General features: G+C 66.8%; 14 protein-coding genes. 10 read left to right on the forward strand and 4 right to left on the reverse strand.

The genetic code is table 11. The features are described from left to right. The first annotated feature begins 18 nt into the window (after nucleotides 1-18). From KW836_RS15850 to KW836_RS15890, 9 genes are all read left to right on the forward strand, one after another. Nucleotides 19-1,665: an ABC transporter substrate-binding protein gene (locus tag KW836_RS15850; RefSeq protein WP_218343969.1), complete on the forward strand. Its 1,647-nt coding sequence runs from the start codon at nucleotides 19-21 to the stop codon at nucleotides 1,663-1,665. A gap of 7 nt (nucleotides 1,666-1,672) precedes the next feature. Beyond that, the gene (locus KW836_RS15855) at nucleotides 1,673-2,644 is read left to right on the forward strand and encodes an ABC transporter permease (protein ID WP_218343972.1); all 972 of its coding nucleotides are present in this window, start codon (nucleotides 1,673-1,675) and stop codon (nucleotides 2,642-2,644) included. A 1-nt stretch (nucleotide 2,645) separates the two neighbouring features. Next, nucleotides 2,646-3,533, forward strand: a complete 888-nt coding sequence (locus tag KW836_RS15860) for an ABC transporter permease (protein ID WP_175136448.1) — start codon at nucleotides 2,646-2,648, stop codon at nucleotides 3,531-3,533. Between the two features lie 26 nt (nucleotides 3,534-3,559). Continuing rightward, nucleotides 3,560-5,101 (forward strand): class I adenylate-forming enzyme family protein, encoded by a 1,542-nt coding sequence (locus KW836_RS15865; protein ID WP_218343981.1) that lies wholly within the window; start codon nucleotides 3,560-3,562, stop codon nucleotides 5,099-5,101. After that, the gene (locus tag KW836_RS15870; RefSeq protein ID WP_218343983.1) at nucleotides 5,098-5,871 is read left to right on the forward strand and encodes an SDR family oxidoreductase; all 774 of its coding nucleotides are present in this window, start codon (nucleotides 5,098-5,100) and stop codon (nucleotides 5,869-5,871) included. The genes KW836_RS15865 and KW836_RS15870 overlap by 4 nt, the downstream gene beginning before the upstream one ends. A 142-nt stretch (nucleotides 5,872-6,013) precedes the next feature. Continuing rightward, complete coding sequence (locus KW836_RS15875) at nucleotides 6,014-6,571, forward strand: carboxymuconolactone decarboxylase family protein (protein ID WP_105239048.1); 558 nt, start codon at nucleotides 6,014-6,016, stop codon at nucleotides 6,569-6,571. A 22-nt stretch (nucleotides 6,572-6,593) separates the two neighbouring features. Beyond that, nucleotides 6,594-7,391: an ABC transporter ATP-binding protein gene (locus KW836_RS15880; RefSeq protein WP_175136445.1), complete on the forward strand. Its 798-nt coding sequence runs from the start codon at nucleotides 6,594-6,596 to the stop codon at nucleotides 7,389-7,391. Continuing rightward, on the forward strand, nucleotides 7,388-8,233 hold the full coding sequence (locus KW836_RS15885) for an ABC transporter permease (protein WP_175185228.1): 846 nt from the start codon (nucleotides 7,388-7,390) through the stop codon (nucleotides 8,231-8,233). The genes KW836_RS15880 and KW836_RS15885 overlap by 4 nt, the downstream gene beginning before the upstream one ends. A 26-nt stretch (nucleotides 8,234-8,259) precedes the next feature. Continuing rightward, nucleotides 8,260-9,228: an ABC transporter substrate-binding protein gene (locus tag KW836_RS15890; protein ID WP_218343985.1), complete on the forward strand. Its 969-nt coding sequence runs from the start codon at nucleotides 8,260-8,262 to the stop codon at nucleotides 9,226-9,228. 7 nt (nucleotides 9,229-9,235) lie between these two features. Here the strand turns inward: KW836_RS15890 and KW836_RS15895 are convergent, their stop codons facing one another. Both KW836_RS15895 and KW836_RS15900 read right to left on the reverse strand, forming a co-directional pair. After that, nucleotides 9,236-10,324: a porin gene (locus KW836_RS15895; RefSeq protein WP_175136443.1), complete on the reverse strand. Its 1,089-nt coding sequence runs from the start codon at nucleotides 10,322-10,324 to the stop codon at nucleotides 9,236-9,238. Nucleotides 10,325-10,332: 8 nt separating this feature from the next. Further along, the gene (locus KW836_RS15900) at nucleotides 10,333-11,496 is read right to left on the reverse strand and encodes a DUF1624 domain-containing protein (protein WP_218343987.1); all 1,164 of its coding nucleotides are present in this window, start codon (nucleotides 11,494-11,496) and stop codon (nucleotides 10,333-10,335) included. A gap of 244 nt (nucleotides 11,497-11,740) precedes the next feature. Between KW836_RS15900 and KW836_RS15905 the strand changes: the two genes are divergently transcribed. Next, a complete protein-coding gene (locus KW836_RS15905; RefSeq protein ID WP_255595781.1) occupies nucleotides 11,741-14,071 on the forward strand; it encodes a TonB-dependent siderophore receptor in 2,331 nt (776 codons plus the stop codon). Here KW836_RS15905 and KW836_RS15910 read toward each other — a convergent pair. Both KW836_RS15910 and KW836_RS15915 read right to left on the reverse strand, forming a co-directional pair. Beyond that, nucleotides 14,068-15,318: a sensor histidine kinase gene (locus KW836_RS15910; protein ID WP_370633033.1), complete on the reverse strand. Its 1,251-nt coding sequence runs from the start codon at nucleotides 15,316-15,318 to the stop codon at nucleotides 14,068-14,070. The genes KW836_RS15905 and KW836_RS15910 overlap by 4 nt on opposite strands. A gap of 43 nt (nucleotides 15,319-15,361) precedes the next feature. Continuing rightward, entirely contained in the window at nucleotides 15,362-16,045 is a 684-nt protein-coding gene (locus tag KW836_RS15915) for a response regulator transcription factor (RefSeq protein WP_218343989.1), read from the reverse strand. Nucleotides 16,046-16,171: the final 126 nt, after the last annotated feature.

A 16,171-nucleotide genomic window follows, 5' to 3' on the forward strand; every position in this document is an offset into this window, starting at 1 on the left:
AAGACAAGGACTTCCGTCATGACACAAGCAACCCGCGCCGGACGGCGCGCCTTTCTGACCCGCTCCGCCGCCGGCGGTCTGGCTGCGGCCGGCCTGGGCGTCGCGCCGCGCACGCTGCTCGCTGCCACGGACCGCCCCGGGTCCGACGCCGGCCCCGCCCGCCGCGGCGGCACGCTCGTCGCCACGTGGGGCGGCCTGGAGCCACAAGCCCTGTTCGTACCGGGCGGCGGCGGTTCCAGCCCGTTTCAGACGTCCACCAAGATCCTGGAACGCCTGCTCAAGCTGGACGCCGACCTGAAGTTTCAGCCCGCACTGGCCCTGTCGGTCACGTCGTCCGCGGACTTTCGCAGCTACACGATCAAGCTGCGCGAAAACGTCACCTGGCACGACGGCACGCCGTTCACGTCGGCCGACGTCGTCTACAACGTGCTGCAGCACTGGAAGCCCATTTCCGCGGGCATCGCGCTCAAGTCGCTGACAGAAGCCTCGGCGCCGGATCCGCACACGGTCGTGCTGACCTTCAACGCCCCGGTGCCCGAGTTCTTCCTGAAGTCCACCCTGTCGGGCCAGTATCAGCTGCTGGTGCCCAAGCACCTGTACGACGGCAAGGACCTCATCACCAACCCGCTGAACAACACGCCGGTGGGCACCGGGCCGTGGAAGTACGGCAAGTGGGTGCGCGGCAGCCATGTCGAGTACCTGCGCAACGACAAGTACTGGAACGCCACGCAGCCGAACCTGGACAAGCTGGTGATCCGCTGGTGGGCGGACCCCGCCTCGCGCGGCGCAGCGCTGGAAACCGGCGAGCTGGGCCTGGCCTATTCCAACCCCGTGCCCGCGCGCGACATCGACCGGCTGGTCAAGACCGGCAAGGTCGTCGTGGACACGCGCGGCTACCAGAACACCGCGTGGACGGTCACCGTCGAGTTCAACCAGCGGCGCGACATCGTCAACCGCCGCGAGGTCCGCCAGGCCATCCTGCACGCCATCGACCGCCAGTTCATCGTCGACACCATCTACTACGGCCGCGGCAAGCCGGCGATTGCGCCCATCTTCAGCAGCAATCCGCTGTTCTTCACCGAGGACGTGCCGCGCTATGCCTTCGATCCGAAGAAGGCGGCCGCCCTGCTGGACGCGGCAGGCTTGCCGGTCAAGGACGGCAAGCGCTTCACCGTCAACCTGCTGGCCGCGGCCTGGTTCGAGGAAAACGCCAAGCTCGGCCAGTACCTGAAGCAGGCGCTGGAAGACGTGGGCATCGCCGTGAAGCTCGATTCCGTGGACCGCGCCACCGCGCTCAAGCGCATCTATGGCGAATACGACTACGACATCGCGGTGTCCAACTTCACGTCACCGCTGGAGCTGGTGCCCACCGTGACGCAGTTCTTCACGACCGACGGCATCGTCAAAGGCGCCGCGTTCCGCAATGCCACGGGCTACTCCAGCCCCGAAATGGATGGCATCGTCGGTAAGCTGGCCGTCGAAACCGATCCGGAGGCCCGCCGCAAGCTGGCCGCGCAGTTCGCCCGCCTGGCGTCCACCGACGTGCCGATCGTGCCGCTGGTGGAAATCCAGTCGTTCACCCTGGCCGGCAAGAACGTGCGCAACTTCACGACCGGCGCCAACGTCCAGGGCGAAACCCTGGCCGACGTCTGGCTGCAGGCCTGAGGACGACATGGCTTTGCGCCTGATCTCGCGCCGGCTGCTTCAGGCCATCCCGCTGCTGCTGGGCGTGGTGATCCTGAACTTCGCCCTGATCCAGTCCGTGCCGGGGACCTTCCTGGACGTCATGACGGCCGAGCAGCAGGTCACCGACCCGGCGCTGATCGAGCGCCTGCGCGTGACCTACGGGCTGGACCAGCCACCGGCGGTGCAGTTGCTCAAGTACATCGGGTCGGTCGCCCAGCTGGACCTGGGCTATTCCTACCGGCATAACTTGCCGGTGCTGGACGTCATCCTGGCGCACCTGCCCGCCACGCTGGTGCTGATGCTGGCCAGCATTGCCATCGCCGTGCTGGTGGGCGTGGCGGCCGGCATCGTGTCGGCCGTCAAGGTCAACACATGGTGGGACAGCGCCGTGTCCGCCTTCGCCGTGCTGTGCTTTGCCGCGCCGAGCTTCTGGCTGGGCATCATGCTCATCATCATGTTCTCGGTGAAGCTGGGCTGGTTTCCGGTGGGCGGCATGGTCACCATCGGACTGGACGGCGGGCTGTGGCGGCAGGCGCTGGACATCCTGCATCATCTGGCGTTGCCGGCGGTGGCACTGGGCTTGTTCTATTCGGCAGCCTATGCGCGTGTGATGCGCGCCTCGATGCTGGAAGTCAGCCGCATGGATTACGTGCGTACCGCCTACGCCAAGGGTCTGACGCGCGTCGCCGTGGTGCTGCGCCACGTGTTGCGCAACGCCGTCCTTCCCATCGTCACCCTGCTGGGCCTGCAACTGGGCGCCGTGCTGGGCGGCAGCATCGTGATCGAGTCGGTGTTCAGCTGGCCCGGCATCGGCGCCGTGCTGTTCGACAGCGTCATGAGCCGCAACTATCCCGTCGTGCTGGGCATTCTTGTGCTCAGTTCGGTCGTGGTCATCATCGCCAACATCTTTGTGGATCTTGCCTATACGCGGCTGGACCCGCGCATCAAGGCCGCCTGACATGTCCGCTACTTCCGCTGCAACTGTCCCTGCCGCCGCGCCGGCCGCCCGCCGCCCGGATGCGTTCGCCGTGCGCTTTGCCCGCAACCGCGGCGCCGTGGCGGGCGCGCTGGTCCTGCTGCTGGTCGCGCTGGTGGCGGCCAGCGCCGACTGGCTTTACCCCGTCAATCCGCTGCGCATCGTGGGCGCGCCCGAGATCTGGCCGTTCGAGTCCTGGCGTTATCCGCTGGGCACTGACTCGATGGGCCGCGACATCGCCGCACTCATCGCTCACGGCGCGCGCGCCACGCTGCTGATCGGCCTGGTGGCCGCCGCCACCGCCACGCTGATCGGCGTCACCGTCGGCGCGGCCGCCGCGTGGGCGGGCGGCTGGATCGACGAGGGGCTGATGCGCCTGACGGAACTGTTCCAGATCATCCCCAACGTAGTGTTCGTGCTGACGGTCGTGTCGGTGCTGGGACCACGCATCGAGAACATTACGCTGGCGGTAGGCCTGGTGTCCTGGCCCCCGATCGCCCGCCTGACCCGCGCCGAGTTCCTGTCCTTCAAGGAGCGCGAGTTCGTGCAGGCCTGCCGCGCGGTCGGCATGAGCCCGTGGCGCATCGCCGCCGCCGAAGTCCTGCCCAATGCGCTGCCGCCGGTCATCGTGATGTCGTCGCTGGTCGTGGCCGGCGCCATCCTCTACGAGTCGGTGGTGTCCTTTCTGGGCCTGGGCGATCCCAACATCGCAAGCTGGGGTCGGCTGGTGGGCGAAGGCCGCAGCCTGATCCGATCCTCCTGGTACATCTGCGCCGTGCCCGGCGTGGCCATCATGCTTACCGTGCTGTCGCTGAACCTGGTCGGCGACGGCCTGAACGACGCGCTCAATCCCAAGCTGCAAAAGCGCTGAGCCGCCAACTTCTGGAAGTCCTTCTTATGACGCGTTCCCCCCGAAACCTTGGCGATCTTGCCGATCCGCGCCTGCCGGCCGAGCTGCCCGCGCTCATCGACCTGCGCCTGCCTGACGCGCCGTGGCAACTGACACATGGCGAGGCCGACCGCCTGGCCGGCGGCGTGGCCGCGTGGCTGACCGAGCGCGGCCTGCCGCCCGGATCGCGCATCGCCATCGCCGCGCTGAACCGCGCCGAATACTTGCTGGCGTACTTCGGCATCATGCGCGCCGGTTACGTGGCCGTGCCCATCAACATCAAGCAGTCGCAGGAGAACATCGACTACGTGCTGCGCGATGCGGACATTGCGCTCGCGTTCGTGGATGGCCCCCGGCGCGCCGGCTTCGAGGCTACCGTGCCGGTGCTGGATTTCGATGACGCGGGCCCCCAGGGGTTTGCGGCGCAGATCGTCCCCACCACATTCACGAGCGTCACGCCCGCGCCCGAAGACATCGCGCAGATGCTGTACACGTCAGGGTCCACCGGCAAACCCAAGGGCGTGCCGCTGACCCATGCCGGACAACTGTGGGCGCTGACCGCCACGTCCGGCCCCGCGAATCCGGACGCGCCGCAAGCGCGCTACCTGCTGGCGCAGCCGCTCTTTCACATGAATGGTCTCTTCATGTCCAAGCGCGCATTTGCCAGCAACAGCCTGCTGGTGATCCAGCCCGGGTTCGACGTGGCCGCCTACGCCGATGCGCTGGCGCGCTATCGCATCACCATCCTGACCGCCGTGCCCACGATGTTTGCGCGGCTGGTCAAGGATCCCGCCTTGCTGCTGGACCGCGACCTGTCGGCGCTGGAGCGCGTGATGCTGGGCTCTGCGCCGATGACGACGGCTCTGTTCGACCGCATCCAGCGCGCGCTGCCGCACGTGCGCATCACCCACGGCTATGGCACGACCGAGGCCGGTCCCGCCGTGTTCGGACCGCATCCTGATGGCCTGCCCACGCCGCCGCTGTCGGTCGGCTATCCGCTGGACGCCACGCAGGTCCGGCTGACGGGCGGCGCCACCCCGGACGAAGGCGTGCTGGAAATGAAGAATCCCGCTGTGCTGGGCGGCTATCACAACCTGCCGGAGAAGAGCGCGCAGGTGCTGAACGACGGCTGGTACTACAGCGGCGACGTGATGCGCCGCGACCCTGACGGATTCCACTACTTTGTAGGCCGCGCGGACGACATGTTCGTCTGCGCGGGCGAGAACATCTATCCCGTTGAAGTCGAGAAGCTGCTGGAATCGCACCCCGACGTGCGACAGAGCTGCGTGGTGCCGCTGGCCGACGAAGAGCGCGGCCACATCCCGGTCGCGTTCGTCGTACGGCGTGCCGGCAGCACGCTGGACGCCGACACGCTCAAGCAGCACGCTCTCGATAACGGTCCGGCTTACCAGCACCCGCGCCGCATCCGCTTCCTGGACGACCTGCCGTGGGCGGGCACCAACAAGGTCGATCGAAATGCCTTGCTGCTGCAGGCGCGGGCATTGGAAGCCCGGCAAGCCTGGACACAACCCGAAAAGGAGGCCGCATGAGCGCCACACCAGATTCCCTGGCGGGTAAGACCGCCCTCGTCACCGGCGCCAGCCGGGGCATTGGCCGCGCGATCGCGCTGGCGCTGGGCCGCCGCGGCGCGCTCGTCGCCGTGCACTACAACGCGCAGGCCGACGCCGCCGATGAAGTCGTCGGCCAGATCCGGGCGGCCGGCGGCCAGGCCTGGACGTTGCAGGCCGACCTGGCGGACCCCGAGGCGGCCGAGCGGTTGGCGCAGGAAGCACGCGCCAGTTTGCGCGAACGCACCGGCGACGAGGGCCTGGACATCCTGGTCAACAACGCGGGCGTAGGCCTGCGCGCCCGCCTGCCCGAGGTGACGCCGGCGGACTTCGACCGCGTGCTGCAGGTGAACCTGAAGACGCCGTTCTTTCTGATCCAGCATTGCCTGCCGTTCCTGCGCGATGGCGGCCGCATCATCAATATCTCGTCGATGGGCACGCGCGCCGCCTATCCCGAAATGAGCGTCTACGCCCCGGCCAAGGCCGGTCTGGAAGCGCTGACGCTGCTGCTGGCCAGCGAGCTGGGCGCGCGCGGCATCACCGTGAATGCGGTCTTGCCCGGCGCCACCGCCACTGATCTGAACCAGCGCGCCCGCGACCCGGAACTGAGCCGCGTCATCGCACAGAGCATCGCGCTGGGCCGCGTGGGCCAGCCCGAAGACATCGCGGACATCGTCGCATTCCTGGCGTCCAACGAGGGCCGCTGGGTCACGGGACAGCGCATCGACGCGACGGGAGGACAGCGGCTGTAGACAGGCGCGACGCTAGCGCGGCAAGGCAGCCGAGCCGCCGGCGACGCCGGCATACCCATATACATATGTGATATCGGTATTTTCCACGCGGCCGCATGTCTCTTAGGATTCCAGCGTTCTTCTTCCCTACGCTGGAATTGCCTTGTCACGCCTCACTCCTTTGGATCCCGCCAAGCTGGATCCCGCGACCGCCCAACTCTTCAATCAGCTTCTGCAGGACTACGGCCCGTACGCGAACATGCTGAGCGCGTTCGCGCCCCGCCCGCCGGCCTTGAAGCACTTCTTTTCGTACCTGGTGCAGTCGCGCGAAGACGGGCTGATCTCGCCGCGCCACCTGGAAATCGCGCTGCTGACCGCGTCCAAGGCGCATGCCTGCCATTACTGCGTCACACTGCATACGCCCAAGCTGGCGGCGCACGGCATCTCGCAGGAAGCCATCGACCGCCTGCTGGAACCGCAGGTGCCGGGCCTGGACGAGAAAGACCTGGTGGTGCGCGACTACGCGGTGCTGGTCACGCTGACGCCGGCGCAGGTCAGCGATGCGTTCTACGCGAAGCTGCAATCGTTCTTCAGCGAAGAACAGATCGTCGAGCTGACCATCCGCATTGCGCTGTGCAGCTTCTTCAAGCGCTTCAACGAGGCGCTGGAAGTGCCGCACGAAGACGTGGTGGCGCTGGAACTGGAGCATGGCGCGGCTTGAGGCGGCGTGCAGTCGTTTCGCCATGAGCCCTACCCCGCCCCTGAAACTTGAGATCCGCAATCTCTCCAAGCGCTTCCACACCGACACCGGCCCGGTGCAGGTCCTGGACGACATCAGCCTGAACGCCGCCAGCGGCGAGTTCGTCAGCATCATCGGCCCGTCCGGCTGCGGCAAGTCCACGCTGTTCAACATCCTGACCGGTCTTCTGGAACACGACGCCGGCACCATCGCGCTGGACGGCCGACCGCTGCCCAACCTGCGCGGGCGCGTCGGCTACATGCTGCAGCGCGACCTGCTGATGCCGTGGCGCACCGTGCTGGACAACGTTCTGGTCGGCCTGGAAATCCGGGGCGCGCCCAAGGCCGAATCCGTGGAACGCGCCCGCGAGTACCTGGACACCTTCGGCCTGCTGCCCTTTCAGGACAGCTATCCGAAGGCGCTGTCCGGCGGCATGCGCCAACGCGTGGCCCTGGCGCGCACGCTGCTGCCAGATCCGGACGTGCTGCTGCTGGACGAACCCTTTTCTGCGCTGGATTACCAGACCCGCCTGTTCCTCGAATCGATGCTGGCCGACACGGTCAGCAAGCAGGGCAAGACCGTAGTGCTGGTGACCCACGACATCGACGAGGCCATCGCGCTGTCCGAGCGCATCTTCGTCCTGAGCGCCCGCCCCGGCCGCCTGAAAAGCGAGCACCGGATCGAGCTGGGTACACGCTCGCCGCTGCATGCGCGCCACGACAGCCGCTTTCCCGGCTACTTCGACCTGCTGTGCCAGGAACTCGACATACAGACCGCCCGCAAGGACGGCACCCACGCATGACCCAGACCTCCGCATCTCTTGCCCAGGGCGTCGCTTCGCCCGCACCCGCGCGCCCGCGTCCGGGTTTTCGCGTTCCTGTCCTGGCGACGCAGCTGTTCATTCTTGCCGTGCTGTTTGGCGCGTGGGAAGCCGCCGTGCGCGCCGGCGCGGTGTCTGGCTTTCTGTTCGGATCCCCCGCCGGCGTGGTGCAGGCGGGTTGGAAGCTGATCGTGTCCGGCGAACTCTGGGAGCACGCCAACTACACGCTGTGGGCGTCGGCCGCTGGATTCGTCGTCGGCACCGTGGTGGGCACCATTCCGGGCCTGGCGCTGTGGTATTCGCCCTATGGCGCCAAGGTGGTCGAACCCTTTCTGGTCGCGATCAACAGCGTCCCCAAGATCGCGTTCGCGCCGCTGGTCATCCTGTGGTTCGGCACGGGCCTGATTTCCAAGGTGGCGCTGTCAATCTCTTTGACGTCCATCGTTGCGCTGCTGGCCGCCTTTCAGGCCGCCAAGGACGCGGACCCGGACATCCAGAAGATGCTCGTGTCGCTGGGCGCCACCAAACGGCAGATCTTCGTCAAGGTCGTCGTGCCGTCGGCGCTGCCCGCCATCATCGCCACGTTCCGCATCAACATCGGCTTTGCGCTGGTGGGCACGGTCGTGGGCGAATTCATCTCGTCCAAGTACGGCCTGGGCCACATCATCTTCGTCGCCTCGTCGCTCTATGACCTGAACACGGTCTGGGTCGGCATCTTCTCGCTGATGGCGCTGGGCTTCGTCCTGTATGCCGGCGTGGACATCGCCGAAAAGCGCCTGCTGCGCTGGAAAGACCAGACCTACGCCACTCAATTCAAACTGTGAAGCGCACATTGCGCCGCTGCAAACCCATGAAAATCCGTACCACCCTGCGCATCGCCGCCGCCGCGGCTGCCTCCCTGCTGTCCGTGTCGGCGATGGCCAATGACAAGGCCGTTGTCTCGGCCGCGTTCAAGTCCGTGTTCTACCTGCCGGTGTATTTCGCCGAGGAACACGGCTACTTCAAGGACGAAGGCCTGGACGTGCGCATCGACGTTGCGTCGTCGTCTACCAACGCGCTGGCCGCCGTCATCTCCAAGAGTGCTGACTTCTCCCTGCACGGCCCCGAATGGACCGCAATCTCCTTCGGCCGCGGCGCGCCCGTCAAGGTGGTGGGCGGCACGCTGACCCGCCTGGGCGTGTGGCTGACCTGCAAGCCCGCCTTCGCGTTCGACGGCTTCAAGAGCCTGAAAGGCGCCACCATCGCCACCGGCGCCATGCCGACCACCAGTTCGTCCGCGTTCATCAAGCTGGTCAAGAACGCCGGCCTGGACCCCAAGCGCGATGTGAACCTGCTGGAAGTGCCGCTGGGCAACGAGATCGGCCCGCTCAGTTCCGGCCAGGCCGATTGCGCGGTGCTCTACGAGCCGGGCGCATCCCAAGCGCAGGCCCAGGGCTTCAAGGTGGTTTCCGCGTTTTCGCGCGAGATCGGTCCGTACACGTTCTCGGCCATTTCCACGCGCCAGGACATCGACCCTCAGGTCTCGCAGAAGCTCGTTTCCGGCATCGACCGCGCGCTCAAGACGATCCGCAAGGACCCTGCAGCCGCCGTGGCCAGCGGCCTGAAGCTCTTTCCCAACCTGGATCCCGCCGTCGTGCGCGCGTCGGTGCAGCGCCTGATCGACGATGGCGTCTTCGCCGATTCCGTGGCGGTGCCCGAGCAGGCCTTGAAGGACGCGCTCCAGACCCAGATCGACCTGGGCAATCTGGATCGCATCCCTGCCGATGGCAAATGGCTGGATCTCGGTTATGCGGATTCGATTGCCGGGAAGGCCTACTGATACCTCGTCAGAAGCGGTGGCGCATGCCGACCGCGTACTGGGACTGATGCCACGACGGATCGTCCCAGGCGCCCCGCATATAGCCGTAGATGGCGTACACGTTGGTGCGCTTGGACAGGTCAAACACGTAGCCTGCCGAATAGACCTGCTGGGAATGCGTGGCGCCATCGCGCTCGAGCGCCCCACCGCCCGGCAGGCTGCCCTGCCAGGATGCCATCACGGTGCTCGCGCCCGTGCGCCAAGCGGCGCCCGCCATCACGCCGTGCACCGTGCTGCCCGGAAAGTACACCCGCTGCCCGGGTGACGGCACCGCCGGGATGGTCGAGCCATTGCGCATCACCGACCAGCCGGCATAGAGCGTGAACGCGTCCACCGTCGCGCGGCCCGCCAGCGTGTACGCATATGGCCGGCGGTCGGCCCCGGCGTTCGCCATGGCGGCCGATTGCACCGTCCCGTCCGCCCAGCTCGCGCCTTCGTAGGTAGCGGCAATCGAATAGCCCGGCTGGTCGAACACAACGGCGGCGCTGTACAGCTTGTTGGTGGACGCGGTCTTGAATCCGCCGCCGCCGTCGTAATCCATGCTGGCATCCACACCCGCACGCAGGCCGCCCACGGACGGACTCCAATACGACACCGTGTTGTCGGCGCGATTGGCGTTGTACGGCAGCAGCGCGGTCTGCGCGCCGGTGATCAGGTACGACGCCAGGAACGCATCGTAGTCCGCCAGCGTGGCGGACGAGACCGAGGTCTGCCGCCCCAGCCGCAGATCGCCGAAACCGCCCGACACGCCCACCCACGCCGCGCGGCCGAACAGGCGCCTGCCTTGCGCCGAGTTGCCGTTGTTGGCCAGGAAGCCGCTTTCCAGCTGAAAATTCGCGCGCAGGCCGTTGCCCAGGTCTTCGCTGCCGCGCAGCCCCCAGCGCGATCCGGACTGCACGCCCGACTGCATGTTGATGGCCGCGCCGCGCTCTTGCGTGGAAAACCCCGCGATGCTCAAGTCCACGACGCCATACAGCGTCACCGCATTCTGCTGCGCGTCAGCCGCCCATGGCGCCATCAATGCCGCGACGCCCACGGCAAACTTGCGTGCTGCCATCGGCTGCCTCACAGGTACTTGAGCCACGCGATATCGCGGCGCGCGGCCTTCAGGCGTCCGAACCAGCGCACGGGCCAGAACAGCGCCACGGCCAGCAGGATCGAAATCACCCACACCGACGCCATGCCATCAACGCCGAAGTATTTGCCCTGGTTCAGGCCCCAGATCGCTTCGCCGACCAGGTACAGCGCCTTCAAGACGTACAGGTGCAGCAGATAGAAGAACATGGGCGCCGCGCCAAACACGCACAACGCGCGGACCCAGGCCGCCGATTGCGCGCGTTCGATCAGCACCAGCAAGCACAGCCCCAGCCCCAGTGTCAGCAGCAGGAACATCAGCGACGGCGGGTACTTGGTGATGTTCACAAAGCTCATGACGGTATGGAGCGTGTCATCCTGCACTGCCCACTTCTGCGACTGGCCGTAGCCATTGAGCGCACGCAGGACCACAAAGCCCGCCACCGCGGCCAGCCCGGCCGTCCACAAACGGCGCTGGCGTTCGGCGGCGTCCGAACCCGGCTGGAACCACGGTCCGGCCGCATACCCCAGCGCAATCACGCCGATCCACGGCAGCAATGGGTACGACGTGCGCAGGCGCAGCGTGTCGCTGACTTCGATCCAGCCGCGATCATGCAGCACCGCCCACGGCACGTGCATCGCGTGGCCCGCGGCAAAGTGCACGGCATCCAGCGCGTTATGGCCGGCGACCAGCACCACGCCCACGACGACCAGCGCCCAGCGCGGCAACCACAGCAAGGCCGCCAGCGACAGCATGGACAGGCCGATCACCCAGATCACCTGCAGGTACACGACGGACGGCGGAAACTGGAAGGTCCACGCGAAGTTCACGACGATGACTTCGAGCGCGATCAAGAATGCGCCCCGCTTCGCCAGAAACGCCGCCGTGGCGCTGCGGTCGCCGGCCTTCGCGCCGTACAGCCAGGCCGACAGGCCTGTCAAAAACACGAACACCGGCGCGCACAGATGCGCCAGCAGGCGCGAGAAAAACAGGTCCGGCGGCGTGGCGGACACGTCCATCGGGTCGCCGACCTGGTGATGCAGGAAAAAGGTTTCGCGCACGTGGTCGAGCAGCATGATGACAATGACCAGGCCGCGCAGCGCGTCGATGGACCGCAGCCGGGTGGCGGCGGGAGGGGAAATGAGAGAAGCCATGGAGAAATGCGGGAGATGCTTGAAATGCTGATGGCACGCCGGGCGGCGCGCCGCGCGAAAAAAGCCAGAATAGTAATGTAATAACATTACTATTCCAAGACAAATCGATGCGCTCGCAGCCCACCCGGCGGTTGGCCAACCTGCACGATCGTCCGTGCGGCCGCCGTTCCAGCGTCTTAACAGGATCTTGAGACACGCCTCCCTAGAATCCGGAACGATTCTCATTGAGGCACTCAAGATCGCCATGGCGCAACAACAAAAAACACCCTCCCAGGGCGCATTCGCCCTCAAAACCTTGGGCATGGCGCTGGGCGCCGCCGCCTCCACGCAGGCCCACGGCCAGACGCCCCCGGCGGACAACGCCGTACTGCTGGCGCCCGTCACCGTGCAGGCCGATGCCCCGCCCTTCAAGGCGGATCGCGTGCAGTCCGGCAAGTTCACCGAGCCGCTGCTCGACACCCCGCAAAGCATCACCGTCGTGCCGCGCGTGGTGCTGGAAGAGCAGCAGGCCAAGAGCCTGCAGGATGTGCTGCGCAACGTGCCGGGCATCACGTTCAGTTCGGGCGAAGGCAACCTCGGCTGGGGCGACATGTTCACGATCCGCGGGTTTTCGGCGGAGCAAAGCATCACCGTGGACGGCATCCGCGACGCGGGCCTGTCCAGCCGCACTGACATCTTCAACCTGGAACAGGCCGAGGTCTTCAAGGGCACGGGCTCCATCGAATCCGGCATCTCGGCCGTGGGCGGGAGCGTCAACCTGGCCAGCAAGGAAGCGCGGCTGGGCTCGTTTTACAAGCTGTCCGGCGGACTGGGCACGGATCATTACCGGCGCATCACCGCGGACCTGAACCAGGAACTGACTGACAGCGCCGCCCTGCGCGTCAACCTCATGCGCCATCACAACGGCGTGGCGGAGCGCGACGTGACGGAGTTTGACCGGTCTGGGGTCGCGGCCTCGCTGGCAATGGGCCTGGGTTCGCCCACCCGTGTCACCGTGAACTACCTGCATCAGGAAGACGACAACATCCCCGACGGCGGCGTGCCGATCCAGCGCGGCACGGGCGGCAAGCGCATGCCCAACGTGGCACGCAATGCCTGGTACGGCGACCCCGGCCTGTACACGGAGCAGACGCGCACCGATCAGGCAACGATGAAGGTCGAGCATGACTTCACCCACTCGGCGCGCGTAACCAACATCAGCCGATGGCAGCAGACCGACCGCATCGGCGTGCTGGCCCCCGCGCGCTTCAATTCCACGTCGCGCACGTCGTACGGCTATGTGGGCGCCGGCCCGTTGGTGCAGAGCGCGGACGGCATTGCCTCGTACAGCGGTTTCACGCCGCTGCGTGATCCCTCGCCCTACGCCCAGTTGCGCGGCAACGACTTCGGCACGTCCAAGCGCTACACCATCCTGGCAAACCAGACCAACCTGAACCTCGACTTCCATACCGGCGGCATCAAGCATGCCGTAGTGACGGGCGTGGAGTTCTACAAAGAAACCTACGGCGACCATGCGCGCACGATCCGCGCCCCGTCCGTGAATCCCGTGCTCGACCTGCGCAACACCGGCGGCGTGGACATGGGCGGCGTGGATACGCTGAAGGGCGATTCGGGAAACAAGGCCGAAGTCTTCAATGCCGGCCTGTACGCCGCGGACACTGTGACCTTCAACCCGCAATGGATGCTGCAAGGCGCCTTGCGTTACGACCGCTACCGCGTCACGCAAACGGCAGGCGCCGCCACGCAACGCGTCACCGACGGCGCCTTCAGCGGCCGCATCGGCCTGACGTACAAGCCCGTGGAGAACGGCAGCGTCTACGTGTCATACAGCCAGGCCGCGCAACCGTCGGCGATGGGCGCGTCCACCAACAACAACATCTATGGCGCCACCGGCTCCGACACCTACAAGCCAGCCGTCGCCCGCACGTGGGAACTGGGCACGAAGTGGGACGTGGCGGGCGGTGACCTGTCGTTGACCGGCGCCATCTTCCGCACGGAACTGACGGACTCATGGGAATACGGCGACGACGCCACCGATGTCGTGCGCGCCCTGCCCGCCAAGCGCGTGGACGGGATCGAGCTGGGCCTGTCAGGCAACATCACGCCGCGCTGGTCCGCCTTTGCCGGCGTCAGCGCCATGAAGAGCCGCATCACCAAGGGCGCGAACCAGGGCGAAGAAGCCAAGAACGTGCCGGACCTGACGTTCAACCTGTGGGCCACCTACGCGGCCACGGAAGACCTGTCGCTGAGCTATGGCGCGCAGTACGTGGGCAAGCGGCGCTACACGGACAACAAGTACGTCGGCGGCAAGAACAACAACAGTTCCACCGTATCCGGTCCGTACGGCACGCATCCGGTCTGGGTCCGCGACAACGAGAAGGCGCCCTCTTATTGGCTGCATTCCGTGGCGGCGCGCTACCGGTTGAACAAGAACGTGACGCTGGGGGTGAACGTGGACAACCTGTTCAACAAGTTCTATTACAGCCGCATCGGCGCCTCGCTGGATGGCTTCCAGCTGTACGGGGTGCCGGGCGCGGGACGCACGGCATTGTTCACGGCCGACGTCGCGTTCTAACCCGCAGCGGCCAGCGCGGGGCCGGCCAGGTCCACCCGGAACTGGCTGCCCTGCCCGGGGCGCGACTGAAGCGACACGCGCCAGCCCTGGTGCTCGCAGATGCGCTGCACCAACGACAAGCCCAGCCCCAGATTGCCGTCGTCCGGCTGATCGCCACGTACGAAGGGGTTGAAGATGGAAGCCTGCCGTTCCACCGGAATGCCGGGACCGTTGTCGTTCACCTGAACGTAATCGGGTCCTGCCGTGACGACGATGCTGGCCTGCGGACCCGCGTACTGAAGCGAATTGCGGATCAGGTTGGATAGCACCGCGCGCAGCAGCGGCGCGGGAAACAGCAAGGCCGCTTCCGGCGCGCCCGATGCGTTCAGCGTCAACTGCATGCCGCGCCGCTGCGCCACCGGCGACCAGGCGGCCAACTGACCGCGCGCGGTGTCCGCGGCGCTTTCGCGCGGAAACAGACCGGCCGCGTCGCCGCCGCGCGCCAGCATCAGGTAGGTGTCCAGCCGCTCGCCCATGTCGGCCGCCGCCGCCTCGATGCGGGCAAGTCGCGCCTGTCCCGCCACGTCCAGCGTCTGCTCCTCGCGCAGCAGTTCGCAGGAACTGGAGATCACCATCAGCGGCGTGCGCAACTCGTGCCCCACGTCGGCCGTGAAGAGCTGCTCGCGCCTGAGCGCCTGTTCGAGCTGGTTGTAGGTCGAGTCGAAGGCCGCCGCAAGCTGGCCGATCTCGTCCGGCGGATAGTCTGCGGCCAGCCGGGTCTGCGGCGGCTGCGCGCCGCGCGTATTGACCTGGGCAGCCAGCCGCGCAAGCGGACGCAGCAGGCGCCGCGTGGCCAGGATGCCCAGGACGAATGCCAACGCCAGGCTGGCCGCCAGTCCCGTCACTGCGGTCCAGTGCGACGCCGACTGGTTCTGCTCGTATTCGGTGTAGTCGCGCAGCAGCATGTAGCGCTGGCCCTCGAAGTCGTCGACCATCACGTGCCACACGCGGTCGTTGCGCTCGATCTTGTGAAAGCCCGGCGCCAGCGACCGCAGCCAATCGGGAAACGCCCTGCTTCCCGGATCGCCATGAAAGAAGCGGTTGGGCCGCCCGGGGTCGATGCCCGCCAGGAAATCGCCCCGCACCCGCTCCACCGCCATGCCCATGTCGATGCGCTGAAGATGCGCCTCCAGCTTGCCGACGCTCCACACCGACAACCAGGTCAGCAGGCCCGCCACCAGCAGCGCCAGCGCGACATAGGTCAACACAAGATGGCGCGCCAGCCCGCGCCGCGCCGCGCGTTTGCCCTGGTTAACCATCGTTCGCGGCCCGCAGCTGGTAGCCGATGCCATGCACCGTGTGCAGCAGCGGCGTGTCGTAGGGCTTGTCGACCACGTGGCGGATCTGGTGGATGTGGGTGCGCAGGCTATCGCTGTCAGGCGGCGAGTCGCGCCACAACGCCTCTTCCAGCCGGGCGCGATGCACCACCGACGGACTGGCGCGCATCAGCAGGGTCAGCAACTGCAGCGGAGACGGCGGCAGGCGCAGCGGCTGGCCCGCGCGCGCCAGCGCCAAGGTGCCGGTGTCCAGCGTCAGGTCGCCCACGCGCAGCACGCGGGCCGCACCCGCCCCGCTGGCGCGATTCAGCAGCGCCTTGACCCGCGCGGCCAGCTCGGCCAACGCAAAGGGCTTGACCAGGTAATCGTCGGCGCCCGCGTCAAAGCCGGTCAGCCGGTTGTCCAGCGTATCGCGGGCCGTGACCATGATGACGGGGGTGTTGCACGCGGCCTCGGTGCGCAGCCGGCGGCACAACTCGTAGCCGTCCAGCCGCGGCAGCATCAGGTCCAGCACGATCAGGTCGAACTCGCCCGACGCCGCCATCGCATAGCCGCGCTGGCCGTCTTCGGCGCAATCGACGATATAGCCGCGCCGCGTCAGGTGATGGGTGATGTTGGCAAGAATGTCGGGGTCGTCTTCGATGACGAGAACGCGCATGGCGGGACCGCTCGGCGAATAACAATCAATCTCACATTGTAGGGGCGCGGCCAGGAGCGCGGCGGCGTTGCGGCGCCATTGCCACAGCCGCTGCGCGTCTTAACGAATTCTTGAGGAGGGTTGGCG

Source organism: Achromobacter sp. ACM05, from assembly GCF_019218915.1.
Taxonomy (GTDB): Bacteria; Pseudomonadota; Gammaproteobacteria; order Burkholderiales; family Burkholderiaceae_B; genus Achromobacter; species Achromobacter animicus.